This is a genomic window from Glutamicibacter sp. NPDC087831, assembly GCF_044742845.1.
GTDB lineage: Bacteria > Actinomycetota > Actinomycetes > Actinomycetales > Micrococcaceae > Glutamicibacter.
Map to the genome: position 1 here is coordinate 258040 of NZ_JBIUVH010000002.1, position 18742 is coordinate 276781.

Here is an 18742-nt window from a genome sequence, read left to right on the forward strand (position 1 = left end):
CATGAGGTATTTACCACTGTAGGGTGCAAAGCTATGCCGGCGCTGAGCGCCAACTGCAGGTTTGGGGAATTGCTTCAACTCCATGAGGGCGGGCCGCAGGGCCGGCGGACTGCTGGACACGAGCAAAAAGGTTTTGGATACAGAAACTGGCACTGTCGCAAGACCGACAGTGCCAGTTTCTACGTCATCACTCGCACCTTCATGAGGTACTTAATACTCTAAGTTGGCATTCTGTGGATGCGGTAAGCATGCACTGCGCGTAGGCCATGGATCCCTGGAGGTGAACTAGATCTTCTCCGGGGCGGGCTTGGCCAGTGCCGGGATGCACAGGGCGATCAACCCCGCCAGCAAGGAGATTCCCGCACCGAGCCACAGGGTCATGTGGAACCCGGCTTCGGAGGGCAGCACCGTGCCGTGGAAGTCGGTGGTCATCTGGGCCAAAACCAGGCCAATCACTGCCGCACCCGAGGTGGTACCCAGCGAACGCATCAGGGTGTTGAAGCCGTTGGCGGCACCGGTTTCGCTGCGTGGCACTGCGCCCATGATGATGGCTGGCATTGCGCCGTAGGCCAGGGCCACGCCAGAGTTGATGACCAGGCTGGTGATCAGCAGGCCCCAGAGGCTGCCCATGCCAATCTGGCCCACCGCGTAGCCAGCGGACATGATGAAAATACCCAGCACCAGGGTGAACTTTGGGCCCTTGGCGCTGGTCAGTCGACCGCCCACAGGGGAGAGGAAGAGCATCATCAGGCCGGCTGGAGCCATCCAGAGGCCGGCGGCCAGTACGCCCTGCCCCAGTCCGTAGCCTGCCTCGGTAGGCATCTGCAGGATCTGCGGCATCACCAGCGAGCTGGAATACATGCCGAAGCCCACGAAGATCGAGGCGATATTGGTCAACAGCACCCGGGGTATTGCGGCGGTGCGCAGGTCCACCAGCGGTGCACTGGTGCGTAGTTCCCATACTCCCCACAGCAGGAAGACGATGACCGCGCCGATCAGCAGGCTCAGTACCAGCGGGGAAGCCCAGCCCCAGGTGGAGCCCTTGGAAACGCCGAGCATCAGGGCGATCAAGCCGATGGCCAGGCCGATGGCACCAAGCCAATCGAAGCGGGTTTTCGCGCCGATGGTTGGAATTGCCGGAATGAACTTCAAGATCAGTGCGGCCACCACAACGGTAATCGCCGAACCGAAGAAGAACAGCACGCGCCAGGAAGAGAACTCGATCAGCGCTGCGGAGAGCGGCAGGCCGATCGCACCGCCCACACCAAGGGTGGCTGAAACCGTGGCGATGGCTGCCGGCAGATGCGCCTTATCCACGAGGTCGCGCAACATTGCGATACCCAGAGGGATCATGCCTGAACCAAAGCCTTGCAAGGCCCGGCCGATGATCATGACGGTGACATTTGGTGCCAGGGCACAGATGATTCCACCGAGGATCAGCGGGATGGCCAGGATCAGGATCATTCGGCGTTTGCCGAACATATCACCGAGACGACCGGAAATCGGCATCACTACGGCAGCTGCCAGCAGGGTCGCGGTGATGATCCATGCGGTGTTATCCGGTGAGGTGCTGAAGATTCCAGGCAGCTGGGGGATCAGTGGGGCAACCATCGTCTGGGTGAGCGATGAGGCGATGCCTGCCGTGGCGAGGATGCCGACGGCGAGTCCGGATTTCGGATGTCCGGTGGGGGTGGGGTTGGGCACAAGAGCCTTCCGGGATAAATGTGTAAGCTACATACTGTATGTATTTTACACATTGGAGAAGTTCGGAATGAAGCGCCATCTGGAACAGATCGAATACGAGCAGCTCATGCTCAGCCGCTACACCATCGCGCAGCAGCGCCAGTTCGGTGGTGTCGATCGCAGCGTGTACCTGCTGATGAGTCGCATTCAGGCCCAGGGTCCGCTGAGTATCGCGGAACTAAGCCACGGGCTGAGGTTGGACAACTCCACCCTGCAACGCCAGGTAACCCATGGAATCGACGATGGCTACCTAGAACGCATCGCAGATCCCGATGGCCATATTGCGCGTAAGATCACGCTGACCGACCTGGGGTTGGCGAAGCTGGAGCATGCCCGCGAAGTAACCCTCCATGCCCTGGATCGAATCCTGAATGAGTGGGAGGCTGAGGATGTTGAGCAGTTCGCCGGCTACCTGCAGCGCTTCAACGCTTCCATCGAGGAGTACCGCGACTCCCAGCGGGACTAATCACGAACTCGGTTAAAGAAAGATTCCCGCCGGGCAATATCCGACGGGAATCCTTACGATCATCACTCGCACCTTCAAGAGGTGTTCTAAACTCTAATGCCGCTTTCTGTGCCATTCCTTTGGCAGAGCTAGCTATTAGCGATGCACGTGAAAAGCATCTGCGAGCCAGACAAATGCACATAAGCAGGCCCCGAACTTCGCTCGAACTACAGTCAAAAGACCATAGGTGCAGGTCTCAAGAGTGCCTAGGCTGATGGGTATGACTTCAACCCAGCATTCGATGCCCTGCAAGGTGGCCATTGTGCCCGACTCCTTCAAGGGAAGTGCCCGCGCCAGCGGGGTAGCCGCGGCCTTGGCACGAGGCTTCAGCAAGGGTGCGGCTAGCCGGTCGCGGGCGGTCGAGATTACCGCGGTGCCCTTCGCCGACGGCGGCGAGGGAACCCTTGAAGCGCTGATCGACACCTGGGGGACCGAGGCGATCGCACTGGAGACCACCGACGCCTTGGGGCGCCCGGTCACCTCCCGGCTGGGGCTTTCGGCCGACGGGAAAATCGCGGTGGTGGAAGCGGCCGAAGCAGCCGGGTTGCCGCAGGTGAGCGACGTGCCACGGCAACCACTGGATGCCACTACCTATGGGTTGGGCACACTGGTATCTCACGCGCTGGACCTAGGGGTCGCCCGGATCATCCTGTGCCTAGGCGGTTCAGCAACCACCGATGGCGGAACGGGTTTGCTCAGCGCACTGGGCGCAAAATTCTTGGACGCCAACGGGGAGCAGCTTCCCGCAGGGGGCGGGGCACTGAACCAGCTGTCGCGGATCGACGTTTCGCAGCTGGATGCCCGGGCCGGGCAGGTTAACTGGCAAATCGCCTGCGATGTCACCAACCCGCTACTGGGCGCCAAGGGTGCGGCTGCGATCTTCGGTCCGCAAAAGGGCGCCAGTGAAAATGATGTCCAGATTCTGGATCAGGGGTTGGCGCAACTGGCCGATGTTTTGGAAGCCAATACCGGCCGGGCACTGCGTGAGCAGCCGGGCATGGGGGCTGCCGGCGGGATTGCGGTGAGCCTAGGGTCCTACTTCGAGGTGGAGCTGGTGCCGGGCTGGGATTTGGTGGCCAAGGTACTTGGTGCCCATGAAATTCTGGCCGACGCTGACCTGGTGATCACCGGTGAAGGCCGGCTGGATGCGCAATCCTTGGACGGCAAGGTAGTTTCCGGGGTGCTGCAGGCTGCCGGTGAACAGGCCGAGGTGATCGTGGTGGCCGGTTCGGTGCAGCTGTCCGATGAGCAGCTGGAGGCCTCGGGAATCCTGGCCGCGTACTCGATTGCGCCAGGTCCGGCCACGCTGGCAGAACTTTCAGCAAACACCATGGAGCTAGCCGAGCGCACAGCTTTCAGCGTGGCCCGAACCTTCCTGCGCTAGGCGCTAGAAAATATCCAGCTTGAGCAGGCCGGCATCCAGAATAATCTTGGCCGAAGCCTCATAGTGGGTTCGCAAGCGCGCAGCCAAGGCAGGTGCATCCCGATCAAGTGCCGCCTGCAGCAGGGCCTCATGCTCGGCCTCAACATTTCGGTGCGTGGCACCCTGCGAAGCGGCCGCCCAACGCCGGTAGAGCAAGGTGGAATTGGCCAGGTTGGCCGACAGCTCAAGGATCGGCGGGCAGGCGCATGGAGCCAGCAGCAGCTGATGGAAATCGCGGTGCGCCTTACCCCATTCAGGGGTGAACTGCTCCGGGTTATCTTGTTGCCGGCGCGGTGCCTTGGACAGCCTGTAATGCGTGGCAATCAGCGCGGACTCCCACTCCAGATCCCCGCGGGTGATGGCCAGATTGACCGCCAATTCCTCGGTGACACAGCGCAGCTCGGTCTGATCCTGCAACTGCTGCAGGTTCAGCTCCGGTACGAAAAATCCACGGTTGGGGATCGCCGCCACCAAACCCTCACCGGAAAGCCGAGTGACGGATTCGCGGATAACGGTGGTGCTGGTGGAAAAACGCTGGGCCAGATGCGGGGGAGCAAGGCGCTCGCCGGGCATCCACGCGCCATCAAGGATGGCTTCGCGGATGCCGGACAGGGCAGCTTCTGCTGGCCTAGCCACGAGTTCCTTGCTTGGCGGCACCGAAGGTGCGCAGCACGGTGGCCTTGGCGCTGAGCGCTTCCAGAAGTTGGTCGACCTCGCGTGCTGGTGCAATGCCTGCTACATAGTAGTCTGGACGCACCAGCAGTACGGTACCGGTGGCGGTATCGAAGACCCGGTTGATGTCCTTGGCCCTCACGCTATCGCCGTCCTGATTGGTGAAGACCAGCTGGGATCCGGCAGCCACCTCAATGGTGTTCCAGCCGGCCGACAGCAGCTCGTCGAGCATCACAGTGGCGCCATTGACCTCAAGGTTTGGCTGCGGAAGCATGCGACCGGCAAAGTTCTGGGCCAGGTGCGGAACCCCGGAAACCGGTGCGGCGACGGTGCCGGTGGTGTAGTGAGGCTGCTTGAGGAAGCGCATGCCGGTTAGCCAGCGGTTCAGCGGTGGGATGATGCGGGTGCTGGTGACCACGGCATCGCGCACGCGGGTGATCACGGGGTTGGTGTTCATCACTACCCAGCCGATGCGCTTGGAAAGCTTGACCATTTCCTCGGCATGCGGGCGACGCTCGGTTTCGTAGTCATTGATGAGCACTTCGCTTGCTTCACCCTTGATGACCGCGGCCAGGCGCCAGGCAGCACCCACGGCGTCGCGGATGCCGGCGTTCAGCCCCTGCCCGGCGAAGGGCGGCATCAGGTGCGCGGCGTCGCCGGCCAACAGGATGCGTCCCTTGCGGTAGGTGTCGGCGATGCGCTGGTGTGCGGTGTAGACCGCGGCGCGGCGTACGGAGACCACGTTGGTGTCCTGGAATGGTGCGACCAGGGCGGTGATGGATTCGGGGGTGATCATCGCGTCGCCATCTTCGTGATCGAAGAGCATGAATTCATAGCGGCGGCGGCCACCGACCCCGGGGACCACTACGGCCGGGCGCTGCCCGTTGCAGTGGAAGGACGCGAAAGGTTCGGGGTTGCCGGGCACATCCAGCAGATCCACCACGATCCAGCGTTCGGTTTGGGTGGAACCCTGCAGGCCGATGCCCAGTTCGCGGCGGGTGAAGGAGCGACCGCCGTCGCAGGCAAGTACCCATTTGGCTTTGAACTCGAGGGCGGTTTCTTCGCCTTCTGCTACTGCGTAGGGGTTCTGCCCGGTGTCTGCTGCCTTGGAGCCGTTGAATCCGGTGGTGGCTTCGCCGGTGCGGGTGGCGTGCACGATCACGTGGTCGGCATGCTGTTCGATCCTGGTGGCCGCGGTGGCGTAGTGCAGGCCCAGGTTCTGGCGCAGTGTGGCGGCCTCGTAGAGCAGGCCTTCCATGATTGGCTGGTCGAACTGGCTCTTGCCGGGCTGGCCTAGGCGGGGTGTGCCGGGGCGAACGTCGGCAATGACCTTGCCGCCCAGGCCGAAGTAGCGGGCACCGGTGTCCACGAGCATCTGCGGTCCCAGCTCATCCATGATTCCCAGGTGCGCCATGACGCGCAGGGTTTCATCGGTGGCGCTGATGGCACGTGGCTCATCGCCACTGCCCGGGTTCTTCTCGATCAATGCAACCTGCAGGCCGGTATCTGCCAGCAGGTTGGCGGCGGTCAGGCCGGTGGGACCCGAGCCGATGACCAGGACGTCGATTTCATGAGACTGTGCCACTGCCCGCTACTTCCTTTGTGCTTCGTGTATTAACAGTGCGCGGCTGCGCGTCAGGCGGTGGCGCCGGCGGTGGCCTGTGCGCCGGCCAGCAGCGTAGCCTCGTCGGCCACGGTGTTGCGCAGGATGCCCAGGCCGGTGATCTCGACCTCGACGACGTCGCCGTGGTTGATCAGGCCCTCTGGACCGTAGAACAGGCCCACTCCGCCCGGGGTGCCGGTGACGATCACGTCGCCCGGGTTCAGCTGGGTGAAGCCGGTGACGTAGTTGATCAGGGTGGGGATGTCGAAGACCAGGTTGGATACCGGGGCGTTCTGGCGCACTTCGCCGTTCACGCGGGTTTCCAGTACGGCGGTGGTGATGTCGCCCAGATCGGCTGCGGGAACCAGGTACGGTCCGAAGCCGCCGGTGCCCGGGAAGTTCTTGCCCGGGATCCACTGGCTGGCGGCCTTCTGCCAGTCGCGCACCGAGAAGTCGTTGTAGCAGGCGTAGCCGGCGATGTGGTCCCAGGCGTCTTCCTTCTCCACGTGGAAGGCTTCCTTGGAGATGACCAGGGCCATTTCGCCCTCGTAGTCGAACTTGGTGGTGGAAGTCGGCTTGACCGCAGGAGCCAGGTGGCCCATCTGCGAGTCGGCGAAGCGGGTGAAGACGGTCGGTGCGGTCTGCCCGGTCTTGCCCGACTCTTCCTGGTGGGCCAGGTAGTTCACGCCGATGCAGATGATCTTGCCCGGGTTGGTCACCGAGGGCAGGAAGTCGATCTCGGCCTCGGCAATGGTTGGCGCGCCGGACAGGTCCAGCTGGGTGCCGAAGATGCCCTTTTCGATCGCGTCGCGGGTATTGGCGGCCAGGTTCTTGCCGGTGGGGCCCAAGTCGTAGACGGTGCCGTCGATGGACACGCCCCAGGTTTCGGTGCCGTCAGCTGCCTTGAAGGATACGTACTGCATGGTGGTGCCTTTCGGGTGTTCTAGATGAAGGTTTTCAGTTCGGTGACAGTGGGAATGCCGAAGGTGCGGAAGTCCTCGGTGCGGCGGTTGGACCACATGTTCCACCAGTTCTCGTCTTCGCCCCAGACAATGGGATCGCGCTCATCGTCGTAGATCTGCTCCAAATCGGTGTAGAGCTCCACGACCGCGCCGGAGGTTTCCACGTAGTAGGCGGCGATGTTGTGGCCGGCGCCGTGGCGGACCGGGCCCCAGATCAGTTCGCGGCCGGCCGCGCCCAGGCGGTCGCCGAGCTTGGCGAGGTCGCCGATCGACTGGACCTGCCAGGCGTGGTGGTGGAAGGTGCCCTGGCCCTTGATCAGCGCGATGCCGTGGTGATCCGGGTTGCAGCGCATGAAGTAGGCGAAGTCATCCCCGATGACATCCGAGAGGCGGAAGTCGAAGATCCGGCGCAAAAATTCCATCATGCCGCGCACGTCGCGCGGGTGGAAATTGATGTGGCCGTAGCGGTCCGGGCCGAAGGAAAGCAGGCCGCGGTCGTTGTGCTGCATGCCGGTGTAGACCTCGAAGATCCAGCCTTCGGGGCCGATGAACGAGAAACCGTCCTGCACGCCGGCGGAGAGCGGGGTTTCGGAGACGATTCTGAAGTTCTCGTTAGCTACGCGCTTGCGGATCTCGCGCAGCGCGTCGCCGTTCTGCGCGATCAGGCCCAGGGAGTGGATGCCGTTGACTTCGGACTCGACGTAGGTCAGCTCGTGGTGCACTGAGTTCGCTGCGAGGTAGGCCTCGTTGCCGGTGCGTTCGGTGACGCGCAGGCCGAGCAGCTGCGTGGCGTCGAAGATGGATCCTTCGATGTCATTGGTCTGGATGGACACGTGGCCCATTTCCCTGATTAATCCCCAAGCCATGGTGGATCCCTTCTGTAGACGATAAAAATATTATGATCTAGATAATTAGATTATTCACATTAAGTTAGATTGTCTAGTGTTTTCGGAAAAAGACTCGCGCGCCTGCCCGAGCAGACCTGCTGGTCCGCAAGAACAGGCGCGCAAAGACTAGGCCAAGACCGGGCGTCTGGTGCTGAACTGACGCTGAATTTCGCGCTTGATCAGGCCTGTTTCCCCCAGTGCTGTCAGCGATTGAGCACCCTTCTGATGCACAGCAAGAGCGTTATTATCGCTGGTAGCTGCGGTTCCCAGGCGGATAAATGACCCTAGGGCATCACCCAGAACCTTCGCCGTTTGCTCGAAGAGCTCATCGGCCACGCCATCGAGCATCGGGGCATCCTGCCAGTGCTCGCGGTTGCCAAAGAGGAACGGCAGCTCTAAGCAGTGGGCCGAACCAGCGTGAGGCAACGGGGAGCGAACTTCGAAGCCCAGGAGCTGCACCTGGATGCCGGCAGCGGCTGCCGCATCGGCCAATTCCACGGCATAGAGTTGAATCTGGTGCAGGCTCATCGCCCTAACCATGAGTGACTTGGCCGTTGCTTGCGGTTCTGCGGCAATCAGTGCGTCGAAGACTTCTTGCGGTTCATTGAAGTTCCCTGCAATAAACCCGCGCACACTATCGAGGGTGAATGCCTGCTCGGGGGCCATGCCAATGAAGGCACTTGCCTCATCGGCGGTGTAGGACAGCAATAGCTGCTTCACATGCAGGCGTTCGACTGCCCGCGCGGTATCAAAAAGATCCGCCGGAACGGACTCATCGGCACTCGGGTAGAGGCCCAAGCCGCGCCCGGCCCAAGCCTGGGCCAGTGCTGTGCCGGCAGCCAAGAGCTGCTCGGAGCTGGCCTCGGCCAAGGCGGTGCCATTAAGCGCTTGGGCCATCACCGCATTGCGTTCCTGCGCCTGGGTTTCACCCATCGGAGGCTGGAAGGACAGCGAACCAACGTAGAGCCTGTCGAACAGTCCACGGGCTGCCTCAAGCTGGGCCAATGCGAAGGCCCAGAAGGCACCTGCGGACTGGCCTGCCAGGGTGACTTCCTGCGGGTTGCCACCGAGCTCAGCAATATTGCGCTGTACCCATTCGAGGGCCAAGAGCAGTTCTTCGGGCGGCGTATTCCCGCCGCCCACCTGCTGGTTGTGGGCCAGCAATCCGATGCGGTAGTTGACCACGGCCACCACGCAGTTCTGCTTCTCGGCAAAGTCCTGCGCGTCGTACCAGCGCACGGTGCCGGCGCCGGAAACGAAGCCGCCGCCGGGAAGGAAAACCATCACCGGAAGGTCCTTGGCATCCTGCGGAGCAAAGACTGCAACCTGGAAAGCATCCTCGGACTGGGGCAGTTCCTGCAGGGCAGGGCCCAGCAGCCAGTCGAGCGAACCTGGGGCCTGCGGGAAAATTGCCGGCTGCGCTGCGGTGAGTCCGGTGGCTTCACTGGGGTTGCCGAAGCGCCCGGCGCTGCGCTGCGCGTAGCTGTAAACCCCCATGCCTAGCCGATTTCCGTGTACTGCGACTGGTCGACCGCGCGGGTGATGTTCCAGTACTCGACGATCGGGTAAGGCCAGATCTGCGAGACGCGGCCGAACTTGTTCTTGTACCAGGTGTGCACCTCGGGGTGGCCCCAGGCCTTCTGCGCGTTGGCGGCATCGAGATCCGCCACGAACGCATCGAGCACCTCCTGCTTCAGGTCCAGTGCCTTCAGATCCTTCTCCAGCACAATGTTCAGTGCATCCAGGATGTAGGTCAGGCCGTACTCGATCATCGAGAACAGCGAGCCGTTGACCACATGCCCGGTATTCGGTCCGGAAACGATGAACAGGTTCGGGAAACCCGGCACGGTGGCCCCGGCAAAGGCGGTGGCGTTGCCGCCCCAGTATTCGTGGATGTCCTTGCCCTCGCGGCCGGTGATGCGCAGCGGCTCGAGGAATTCGGAAGCCTGGAAGCCGGTGGCGTAGATGATGACGTCCAGCTCGTGCAGGGTGCCGTCGCCATCGATGATCCCGGCCTCGGTCATTTCGCTCATGCCCGAGGTGACCAGGGTGGTCTGCGGCTTCTTCAGGCTCTTGGCCCACACGCCGTTATCGCGCAGCATGCGCTTGCCGCCCACGATGTAGTCCGGGGTGACCTTGGCCAGCAGGTCCGGGCGATCGGCGTACTGCTCCTTGAGCATCTCGGTCAGCTGCTGGCGCACGCTCTCGTTGACCGCGGACACTGAACCTTCCTTGGTCCAGTTAGGATCCGCGGCGGTGGTGTGCTGGCGGCCCTCGACGCCCAGCCAGTGCTGCCAGAAGCGCAGCCACTGGCCGTACTGCGGCAGGTGCTCGACTAGCCAGGTCACCGATTCGGGCATGTCCTCGTAGTAGAACGGGGTAGGCAGCATCCAAGGGGAGGAGCGCTGGAAGATCTTGAGCTCTTCGACCTCGTCCACGATGGCTGGGACGATCTGGTAGGCGCTGGCGCCGGTGCCGATGACGGCAACTTTCTTGCCCTTCAAATCGATGCCCGGCTTCCATTCGGCCGAATGCACGTGGATGCCGGCGAACGTGTCGTGGCCCGGGGTATCGGGGAACTTCGGGCGGTCCAGCTGGCCGACGGCGGTCAGGACGGTATTGAAGCGGCGTTCCTGGACTTCGCCGCCGTCCACGATCATGGACAGTACCCAGCGTCCGTCTTCTTCATCCCAGGTAGCCGAAAGCACCTCGGTGCCCATCTGGATGTTCTGCGTGATGCCGCCGCGTTCTGCGACGTCGCGGGTGTACTTGTGGATCTCGGGGCCTTCGGAGAACTGCTGGGGCCAGTCATCGCGCTGCGCGAAGGAGAATGAATAGGCGTAGTTGGGGGTATCGAGGCGCACGCCCGGATAGGTGTTCTTCCACCAGGTACCGCCCACTTCGTGGCCCTTCTCGAAGACGGTGTAGTCCAAACCGGCCTGCTTCAGGCGGTAGGCGGCAGCCATGCCGGCCACGCCCGAGCCGATGACGGCCACGGTGAAGTCGCGGGTGGGAGCAACCTGTTCCTTGGTGAAGGCCGGTGCGCCGCTCACTTCGGGAACCAATGCCATGTCGTGCTTGAGCATCTGGTGGTAATCGGTGGTGGCCTGGTTGGTGATCCAGTCCAGGATCGTGGTGGCCTGCTCGTCGTCCAGGGTCTCCACTGAGGTGATTTTTTCATCGCGGATCCGGCGCAGTGCTTCGAAGGCCAATTCGCGGGCCGCTTCCTGAGCTGCGGCGTCCATGCCGCCGTGCGGCTGGCCCACGGTATCAACCGGCGGCTGCGGTGGACGCAGCTCATCACGAAGGATCGAGTAATCGCCGGTTGCCGCGGCCAGGGCCACCATCAGTGGCGGCAGGTCGGTGCTTGCAACGATCTTGCGCAGCTGCTCGTCGCTTTCGGTGATAGCAGAGTAGTTTGCGCGCCAGTACAGGTCATCTACCTGTTTGGTGGCGGCGGTCTCGATCAGTGATTCGCTCATTGGTTACTCCTAGCAAGTCTTTTCGGGCCGTGCGCGACAGGGCCGGCAGGCGCGTGATGTAACCAGTGTCACCTCTTGGTTATGCATAAGTCAACTAAAAATGTATTCTTTGCCGACTTTGGTATGATTTGTGTCATGGCGAAACGCACCGATTCAGAGACGATGTCAAAGCACATCCGCGACACCCTGCGCACCGATATCCTGGATGGGCGCTGGGAACCAGGTGCCCGGCTGCAGCTCACGCATCTTTCTGAGCATTACGAAACCTCGAGTACGGTCATTCGCGAAGCGTTGACCCGGCTGGTGGGGGACAAGCTAGTCACCCTTCGCCCTAACAAGGGATTCTTCGTCCCCGAGCTGTCGCTGGCAGAACTGACCGACATTGTGGAGATGCGTTGCGTCAACGAGCAGCTGGCGATCTCGCTGGGCTTCGAGCGTGCACCGTTGGAGTGGGAGAGCGAGCTGATGGCCGCGCACCACACCCTGGAGCGCACCCCGCGCCGTTCGGACGAAGACCCGGATAATCACACCCCGGCATGGAATCACGCGCACCAGAACTTCCATGACAAGCTCGTAGAGGCCTGTGGTGTTCCGCTGCTCACCGAGGTGACTCGCACCCTGTCTGATTTGATTCAGCTCTACGGGCGCTGGGCCGGGCCGGCAACTCGCGACGCCAAGCGCGATCTGGATAAGGAGCACCGCGACATCCTGAACGCCGCATTGGATCGCGATGCCGACTTGGCGGGGCAGCTGTTGCGCGCCCACTACGAAACCACGCTCAGCGCGGTGAAAAATGGCGGCGAGGTGGGCTTGGCCTGCTTGCCGCACGTCAAGCTGCTCAAGTAGCCAGAACCTTCACGGCAAGTCCGCACCCGGGTCGGGATGGGCGGATCTGCGAGCCTGTTTTGCGGCGCCTCCGCGGCAACCCAGCTTCAGACGTCAGAATCGCGATTTTCGCGTGGGAATGCGCCTGTTCGAGAAACTGGAGCGCAAGGATTCTACGGCTTGGAGAGCCTGGCCTTCGCCGGTTCCGATGTTTTCTTCAACCCAAGTGAAGTAGCGATGGGCTTCATTCAGGATTCCAGGAATGAAGTCGCTGGGGTCAACGCGGTGCTTCAGCTGGTTCACAGTGAAAAGCGTCGACCGTCCCCTCGCTTCCAGGCGAAGTGGTACGGGCTGGCCTGGAAACAGCCGTTCAGCCGAACCCGTTTGCAGGTACTCCTCGACAAGTTCAATCAACTCGAACCAGATTCCCGTCACTTCACCCCACAGCTCGCCCGGAATCAAAACGATCCCGTGGTACGACAGGGAGAGGAAACCTTCACTGCCGTACGGGTTTCTGTTCAATCGATCCCGCCAAATGCCGGCGGCGCGTTCAGGCTCCTGGAACATGCTCACCAGGTAGTTTTCGGGATGCGCGACGAAATCGTCGAGGTCCGTCACCGTGTGCGGAACCAAGATATACGGTTCGCTCTGTACGGCTTGCTCTTTCATCTCACCTTGATTCGTGCCGAGGGCCGGAATGGATGGCTCGGCCCCATGCTGGCGAGCAATTGGTGCGTGGCGTTGTTCCCGTTGCCATACGTTGCATTCGCTGGCTTGTCCCACTGGTTTTCAGTCTACTTTGCTCCTGCTTGATAGGGGGCAGGCACTGGATTGCGAGCGTCATTGGCGGTCAGGCTTGTCGAGTTGCCACCTGTTCTATCCGAATTGCGCCCACTACCCTGTCCTGCCAGCTCCGCTGGGATATTATCGGGATACGGCCTGCATCTTGGCAAGAAATCCTCTTGCCGCTGGTGCGGCAAGGGGATTGTTGCGGCTCAAGCGCCAATGCCTAGCTCTGGACGCTTGAACGATCCTCGCGGAAGCGTGCAGGCCAGACGCCCTGCTTGCCCGGGGCCAGGACGCCCGCTGGATCCAGCGCATCCTTGATTTTCTCCTGCAGGCGGCGTGCTGCGTTGCCGTTGAAATCGAAGCCGTCGGCAATGCGGTCCATGTAGTCCACGTGGCTGCGGTACGGTGCGTAGCCGCGGGCGCGGGCAGCATCGAGCAGCTCGGAGTACAGGGCGCGCGCACGGGTGAGCATCTCTTCGTTGCCGCGCTCGAAGAAGATCATCGTCACATGAACCATATGGCGCGGATACAGGTGGTACCCGATGTACAGGTCGAATCCGTGCTTCTCGTAGAGCTTCTTGGCTTCCTGGTAGAACTCGGCCACCAGTTCGCCACGAGCCGGGATGATCGGCGCAGCGTCGATGTGTCCGCCGTTTTCGGCGGCCCAGCCCACGGTGGACAGCGGCTTCAAGGTCGGGACGCCTGCCATCTGGGTGCGGTCCTGGGTGGCGATGTCCTCATGCTGCAAGGCCAGGCCCTCTTCGCCCGAGTAGAACCGGGCGTCAACGCGGGCACCGGGGATCACGCTGATCCGGTCCTTGACGATCTGCAGTCGGCGTTCGCATAGTTCACGGTCGCCGTAGAAAGCGAACTTGCAGTTCCACTGGCCAATACCGAATTCCTGGCGCATTTCTTCCAGGCGCCAGTCCGGAATGGAGCCTTCGCCGTCCCAGAAGTCGGCACGGGATCCGCGCATGGTCGCGGCGCGGACGACGTTGCCGCACAGCGCGTTGTTCTGGATGATTTCCTCGCGGCGCAGAGCCGTGAGGATGTCGATCAGCTGCGGCAGGTGCGCCTCGTCATCGACGAAAATATCGCCATTGACGTAGGTGTGCGGTGCTGGCATCAGCCACAGGCCGACCTGGGTAACCACTCCGTAGTTGGACTGGGTGAACAGCCCATCCAAGGTCGGGCCGAAGCCTCCCTGGAAGATCGGGCCCAGCTCGGTGCCGTCCATCGCTCCCATGCCGGTGCGGACCAGGTCGCCATCGGGCATGACTACTTCCATGCCGCACAGGGACTTCACGTGGTCGCCCAGCGGGGTCATGCCGTAGCCGCGGTCGAGCATATTGCCCATCACCGAGCCCCAGCCCAGCGCCGGCACCGACATCCACACCTTCAGGCCGCGTTCCTTGATGTATTCGAAGAGGTCGAAGAAGGTGACGCCGGGCTCCACCACGGCGTAGCACAGGCGGTCATCTACGGTGATGATGCGGTTCATGCGGCTCAGGTCCAGCGCCACCATGCCGGTATCGCGTGGCTCCGGGCCGCCGTAGCCCAGATTCTTGCCACAGGAGAAGGTCCACAACGCGACCTCGTGCTCGGTGGCCAATTTGACGATGCCTTGGACTTCTTGGGTGTTGGCCGGGCGGACACCGGGCCACGGGGCACGGCCCGGGTTCAACGGGTAGGGATCAAGATAGCCCTCGGAATCTCCCAAGGGAACAACGTTTTCTGCGCCAACGATTTCCTTGGCTGCCCGAAGAAATTCTTCACGACGATCCATGATTCACCCTTCTACTGGCCACCGGCTAGCGCCGCGGCCTCACTGTCTTAATCTAAAAATCTTGTTTTGTTTGCGGTCATCATCAATAAGCTTGATGTCATGAGCCTTGTGTCCCACCCGCAGCTGACCTTGCGCCAGCTCTGGCATTTCGTTGTCGCTGCCGAAGCCGGAACCATGGCCGAAGCCGCCCGGCGACTGCACCTCGCGCCCTCGGCGATCTCCATGTCCATCGCCGAACTCGAGCGCATCGTCGGTGCCGAGCTGGCCGTCAAGCGCCGGGCCAAGGGGCTGACGCTGACCGCGAGTGGCAAGACGGTGCTGCTCCAGGCCCGCGAGCTGCTTGACCGGGCCCATGATCTGGAGACCATGGGGCAAGGAACCCGCGAAGAGCTTGCCGGCCCGCTGACAGTTGGCTGCTTCATGCCCTTGGGCCCGGTCATCATTCCTCCGATGCTCAGCGCCTTCGCCCAGCAATGCCCGAAAGTGGAGGTCGATTTCCTGGAGGGGTTCCACCAGGAAATGCAGGATGCACTGCTGGATGGTTCCATCGATGTCGCCTTCCTCTACGGATCGGAGATCTCCCCGGCCCTGCGTTCGGCCACCGTGGCGATAGCCGAAGCACAGATACTGCTGCCTTCGGGGCATCCGCTGGCGGGCAACCCCTCGGTGTCGCTTCGTGAAATTGCCGAGGAGCCGCTGGTCCTCTTCGAATCCGAGCCGATCACCCAGCGCATTCTCGGCCTGTACCAGGGCAGCGGGCTGGAACCGATGATCCGGCACCGCTCGCGTTCCTATGCGACCGTGCGCTCGCTGGTCAGTACCGGCCGCGGGGTGGCTGTGCTGTTCCAGCAGCCGGCCCTGGAAGCACCCTATGAAGAGCTGAACGTGGTGCTCAAGCCGCTGAAACTCGATGACGAAAATATCGCCGTGGTTCCGGTTTCGGTGGCTTGGCCCCGCAGTTCGCGGCTGAACTCCCGTGCCCAAGCCTGGGTGGAAGTCGCCGCGGAACTCTTCGAGAATGCGGGCCGGCGCAGCTAGCGGCTAGACGCGCGTGCGGATCGAGGACGGGTAGGACAATCCGAAGTTATTCCGCAGGGTGGTGCCCTCGTATTCGGTGCGGAAGTAGCCACGATTCTGCAATTCAGGGATCAGCTTGTCGCAGATGAGCTTGAAGCCGCCTGGGTTGAACGGGGCGTTCAGGTTGAAGCCGTCGCAGGCCTTGGAATCGAACCAGTCGATCATGCGGTCTGCCACTGCCGAGGCGGTGCCGGCCATCCACTGGTGTCCGGTGGAGCGGGCCAGGTCAACGATCAGCTCGCGCAGGGTCATGCCCTGGTCCACCGACTTGCGGCGGTAGATCTGGTAGCGCGAACCCAGGGCGGGGTCATCGGAGAACCACTCGGCGGGAATCTTCTCGTTGAAGTCCAGCGAGGACAGATCCATCTTCAGATCGGCACCCACCTGCACGCGGCCGTTTTCCAGGTGGATGTGGTTGGCCAGTTCCTCGGCCAGCTCATCTGCTTCGGCCTGGGTGTCGCCGAGGATCGGCAGGATGCCCGGGATGATCTTGATGTCGTTGGGGTTGCGGCCCTTGGCAGCCGCCATCGCCTTGAACTTGGCGTAAAACTCCACCGATGGTTCCTTCAGCGGCTGCGCGGTGTAGATGCCATCGGCCACCGAGGAGCCCAGTTCCATGCCTGGTCCCGAGGAGCCGGCCTGCACCAGCACCGGGCGGCCTTGCGGGCTGCGCGGCATGTTGATCGGGCCCTGCACCTTGAAGAATTCGCCCTCATGGTTGATCGGATGGATCTTGTCGGTGTCCACGTACCATGCCGACTCCTTGTCGTTGGTGACGGCGTCGTCTTCCCACGAATCCCACAACTGGTTGGCTACCTCGACGAACTCGGTGGCGCGGCGGTAGCGGGTGGCCGGATCCGGCGCGCAGTCCATGCCGAAGTTCTGGAAACCATCGGAGCTGGTCACGATGTTCCACCCGGCGCGGCCACCTGACATGTGGTCCAGTCCGGCCATCTGGCGGGCCAGGTTGTAAGGCTCCGAGAAGGAAGTGGAAACGGTTCCGATCAGGCCAATGTTCTTGGTGCGTGCTGCCAGTGCGGAAAGTACCGAGATCGGCTCGTAGAAGCCGTTCATCTTAATATCGCCGCGCATTACGGTGTTGGCATGGACGATGTCGCCGAAGAAGATGGCGTCCAGCTTGGCGTCTTCAGCCATCTTGGTCAGGTCGTAGACGAATTCCAGGTTGGCCAGCTCTTCGGAGCGCGAGCCATCCATGCGCCACGAATCCTTGTGGTAGCCAGCGGGGAGCATGAAGGTCGTGAGCACCATGTGCTGGGGGTTCTTGGGAGTCATTGAAACTCATCCTTTCCTGCGGATGTGACGGGAAGCACTGAGTCCATGGTTTCAAGAGTCTCTAAAGTCGTAAATGGAGAACTTTTGCGCCATAGCGTTCAGAAAAATTGATGTTTGGTGTTAAAAGCTGGTCCGCGTATCAACTGATACGCGGACCGGTGCCGGGGTTCAGGCGTTCAGCTTTGCGTTGGACGGCGCTGACGCGGCTGCCTTGGGAGGCAGGGCGGCGCCTTCCGGGCTGATGCGGATGGCGACCAGTCCGACGATCAGGATTGCCACCCAGAAGATGCCTACGGCGGTGATGCCGAAGCTGACGGCCAGCGCGGTGCAGATCATCGGGGTGAAGCCGGCCCCAAGGGTCGAGGAGCCCTGGTAGGCCAGTGAGGCGCCGGTGTAGCGGACATCAGCTGGGAACAGCTCGGAGATGTAGGCGCCGATCGGTCCGGCCAGGATGCCCTGGATGACGCCGTTGCCGACGATGACTGCAACTGCGAAGCCCCAGCCGGTGCCGTTGCTCATCAGGAAGACTGCCGGGAAGGCCCAGAGGATGCCGGCGGTGCCGCCGATGGTCAGGATCATCTTCCGGCCGTACTTGTCCGAGAGCTTGGCGGCCAGCAGGCAGATCACGATGGTGACCATGGCCGCGTAGCCCTTGGTGTTCAGCACAAAGGAGCGGTCCACGCCCTGGGCCGCTGCTTCGGAAACGCCCCACGAAGTCAGCACGCCCTGGCAGGTGTAGAAGCCAAGGGAAGCGATCAGGGTGATGATGACGGTGCGCGAATGGTTCTTCAGCACCAGCGAGATAGGAGTCTTGCGCTCCTGCTTGCGCTCGGCGGCCTTGGCATCCAGCTCCTGGAAGACCGGAGTTTCTGCGACCTTCAGGCGGATCACCATGCCGATGATGATCAGGACTGCCGAGAAGATGAACGGAATGCGCCAGCCCCATTCCAGGAACGCATCACCGGTGGAGAAGGAGATGAAGGAAACCAGGAAGGTGGCCAGCAGGCCACCGGCCGGTGCGCCGGCGTTAGCGAAGGAAGCTGCGAAACCGCGCTTGGAAGCGGGTGCATGTTCCAGGGCCATCAGGGTGGCGCCGCCCCATTCGCCGCCAACTGCGACTCCCTGGACCACGCGGAGCAAGACCAGGATGACCGGGGCAGCTGCGCCAATGGTTGCGGTAGTCGGCAATAGGCCAATGGCAACGGTGGCTACGCCCATCATCATCATGGAAAGCACCAGCATCTTCTTGCGGCCAAGGCGGTCGCCGAAGTGGCCGAAGACAATGCCGCCCAGCGGGCGGGCAATGTATCCGACGGCCAAGGTGCCGAAGGAGGCGAAGAGTGCCAAGCCCGGGCTCAGGTTGCCGAAGAAGACCTTGTCGAAAATCAGCGACGCCGCAGTGGCGTACAAGATGAAGTCGTAGTACTCGATGACGCTGCCCAAGAAGCTGGATCCGAGAATGCGGCGCAAATCCTTGGTGTTGAGGGAGTCGCTTGGCTCCATTGCCGGCACTGGCTGGTTCTGTTGCGAGTCGGACACGTCGAGAACCCTTCCTGATCGCTGATGTGACTTAAGCCATAGTGGCTCATTTCACTAACCTTGTCCACTTTTTACGCATTTTAAGACGGATAATATTTTCTTTGGCCCTTGAAAACCGCGTAATCTTGCGGGTTTGGAAAAATTCTTCGGCCCAGA

General features: G+C 62.0%; 15 protein-coding genes. 4 read left to right on the plus strand and 11 right to left on the minus strand.

Going from position 1 to position 18742, the window contains the following annotated elements; all coding sequences use genetic code 11:
• Window positions 1–285 precede the first annotated feature (285 nt).
• On the minus strand, window positions 286–1704 hold the full coding sequence (locus ACIOJF_RS07660) for an MFS transporter (protein WP_286134076.1): 1419 nt from the start codon (window positions 1702–1704) through the stop codon (window positions 286–288).
• 67 nt (window positions 1705–1771) lie between these two features.
• Between ACIOJF_RS07660 and ACIOJF_RS07665 the strand changes: the two genes are divergently transcribed.
• Both ACIOJF_RS07665 and ACIOJF_RS07670 read left to right on the plus strand, forming a co-directional pair.
• On the plus strand, window positions 1772–2209 hold the full coding sequence (locus ACIOJF_RS07665) for a MarR family winged helix-turn-helix transcriptional regulator (protein WP_105656474.1): 438 nt from the start codon (window positions 1772–1774) through the stop codon (window positions 2207–2209).
• Window positions 2210–2468: 259 nt separating this feature from the next.
• Window positions 2469–3632, plus strand: coding sequence for a glycerate kinase (locus ACIOJF_RS07670; protein WP_181148782.1), 1164 nt, complete (start codon window positions 2469–2471; stop codon window positions 3630–3632).
• Window positions 3633–3635: 3 nt separating this feature from the next.
• Here ACIOJF_RS07670 and ACIOJF_RS07675 read toward each other — a convergent pair whose 3' ends face one another.
• The 6 genes from ACIOJF_RS07675 to ACIOJF_RS07700 form a co-directional block, all read right to left on the minus strand.
• Complete coding sequence (locus tag ACIOJF_RS07675; protein ID WP_402741426.1) at window positions 3636–4307, minus strand: GntR family transcriptional regulator; 672 nt, start codon at window positions 4305–4307, stop codon at window positions 3636–3638.
• The gene (locus ACIOJF_RS07680) at window positions 4300–5928 is read right to left on the minus strand and encodes an FAD-dependent monooxygenase (RefSeq protein ID WP_105656471.1); all 1629 of its coding nucleotides are present in this window, start codon (window positions 5926–5928) and stop codon (window positions 4300–4302) included. The genes ACIOJF_RS07675 and ACIOJF_RS07680 overlap by 8 nt, the downstream gene beginning before the upstream one ends.
• Window positions 5929–5978: 50 nt before the next feature.
• Window positions 5979–6869: a fumarylacetoacetate hydrolase family protein gene (locus ACIOJF_RS07685; protein ID WP_105656470.1), complete on the minus strand. Its 891-nt coding sequence runs from the start codon at window positions 6867–6869 to the stop codon at window positions 5979–5981.
• Between the two features lie 20 nt (window positions 6870–6889).
• A complete protein-coding gene (locus tag ACIOJF_RS07690; protein WP_402741427.1) occupies window positions 6890–7774 on the minus strand; it encodes a VOC family protein in 885 nt (294 codons plus the stop codon).
• Between the two features lie 147 nt (window positions 7775–7921).
• Complete coding sequence (locus tag ACIOJF_RS07695; protein WP_402741428.1) at window positions 7922–9292, minus strand: carboxylesterase family protein; 1371 nt, start codon at window positions 9290–9292, stop codon at window positions 7922–7924.
• Between the two features lie 2 nt (window positions 9293–9294).
• Window positions 9295–11277 carry a flavin-containing monooxygenase gene (locus ACIOJF_RS07700; RefSeq protein WP_402741429.1) on the minus strand — a complete coding sequence of 661 codons (1983 nt, stop codon included), beginning with the start codon at window positions 11275–11277 and terminating at the stop codon, window positions 9295–9297.
• Between the two features lie 135 nt (window positions 11278–11412).
• Here ACIOJF_RS07700 and ACIOJF_RS07705 point away from each other — a divergent pair, with 135 nt between their 5' ends.
• Window positions 11413–12123, plus strand: coding sequence for a GntR family transcriptional regulator (locus ACIOJF_RS07705; RefSeq protein WP_181148781.1), 711 nt, complete (start codon window positions 11413–11415; stop codon window positions 12121–12123).
• A gap of 93 nt (window positions 12124–12216) precedes the next feature.
• Here ACIOJF_RS07705 and ACIOJF_RS07710 read toward each other — a convergent pair whose 3' ends face one another.
• Together ACIOJF_RS07710 and ACIOJF_RS07715 are read right to left on the minus strand one after the other, a co-directional pair.
• On the minus strand, window positions 12217–12885 hold the full coding sequence (locus ACIOJF_RS07710) for a hypothetical protein (RefSeq protein WP_332486465.1): 669 nt from the start codon (window positions 12883–12885) through the stop codon (window positions 12217–12219).
• A 226-nt stretch (window positions 12886–13111) separates the two neighbouring features.
• Window positions 13112–14677: an FAD-binding oxidoreductase gene (locus tag ACIOJF_RS07715; RefSeq protein ID WP_105656464.1), complete on the minus strand. Its 1566-nt coding sequence runs from the start codon at window positions 14675–14677 to the stop codon at window positions 13112–13114.
• Between the two features lie 99 nt (window positions 14678–14776).
• Here ACIOJF_RS07715 and ACIOJF_RS07720 point away from each other — a divergent pair, with 99 nt between their 5' ends.
• Window positions 14777–15715 carry a LysR family transcriptional regulator gene (locus tag ACIOJF_RS07720; RefSeq protein ID WP_402741430.1) on the plus strand — a complete coding sequence of 313 codons (939 nt, stop codon included), beginning with the start codon at window positions 14777–14779 and terminating at the stop codon, window positions 15713–15715.
• 3 nt (window positions 15716–15718) lie between these two features.
• Here ACIOJF_RS07720 and ACIOJF_RS07725 read toward each other — a convergent pair whose 3' ends face one another.
• Both ACIOJF_RS07725 and ACIOJF_RS07730 read right to left on the minus strand, forming a co-directional pair.
• Complete coding sequence (locus ACIOJF_RS07725; RefSeq protein WP_105656462.1) at window positions 15719–17047, minus strand: NtaA/DmoA family FMN-dependent monooxygenase; 1329 nt, start codon at window positions 17045–17047, stop codon at window positions 15719–15721.
• A gap of 168 nt (window positions 17048–17215) precedes the next feature.
• Window positions 17216–18586, minus strand: a complete 1371-nt coding sequence (locus tag ACIOJF_RS07730) for an MFS transporter (RefSeq protein WP_286134075.1) — start codon at window positions 18584–18586, stop codon at window positions 17216–17218.
• Window positions 18587–18742 lie beyond the last annotated feature (156 nt).

Excerpts from the sequence above, each read along its gene's own strand:
- ACIOJF_RS07695 (WP_402741428.1), bottom strand. The coding sequence starts at position 9,292 with ATGGGGGTTTACAGCTACGCGCAGCGCAGCGCCGGGCGCTTCGGCAAC.
- ACIOJF_RS07690 (WP_402741427.1), bottom strand. The coding sequence starts at position 7,774 with ATGGCTTGGGGATTAATCAGGGAAATGGGCCACGTGTCCATCCAGACC.
- ACIOJF_RS07725 (WP_105656462.1), bottom strand. The coding sequence starts at position 17,047 with ATGACTCCCAAGAACCCCCAGCACATGGTGCTCACGACCTTCATGCTC.
- ACIOJF_RS07685 (WP_105656470.1), bottom strand. The coding sequence starts at position 6,869 with ATGCAGTACGTATCCTTCAAGGCAGCTGACGGCACCGAAACCTGGGGC.
- ACIOJF_RS07720 (WP_402741430.1), top strand. The coding sequence starts at position 14,777 with ATGAGCCTTGTGTCCCACCCGCAGCTGACCTTGCGCCAGCTCTGGCAT.
- ACIOJF_RS07665 (WP_105656474.1), top strand. The coding sequence starts at position 1,772 with ATGAAGCGCCATCTGGAACAGATCGAATACGAGCAGCTCATGCTCAGC.
- ACIOJF_RS07715 (WP_105656464.1), bottom strand. The coding sequence starts at position 14,677 with ATGGATCGTCGTGAAGAATTTCTTCGGGCAGCCAAGGAAATCGTTGGC.
- ACIOJF_RS07670 (WP_181148782.1), top strand. The coding sequence starts at position 2,469 with ATGACTTCAACCCAGCATTCGATGCCCTGCAAGGTGGCCATTGTGCCC.
- ACIOJF_RS07705 (WP_181148781.1), top strand. The coding sequence starts at position 11,413 with ATGGCGAAACGCACCGATTCAGAGACGATGTCAAAGCACATCCGCGAC.
- ACIOJF_RS07700 (WP_402741429.1), bottom strand. The coding sequence starts at position 11,277 with ATGAGCGAATCACTGATCGAGACCGCCGCCACCAAACAGGTAGATGAC.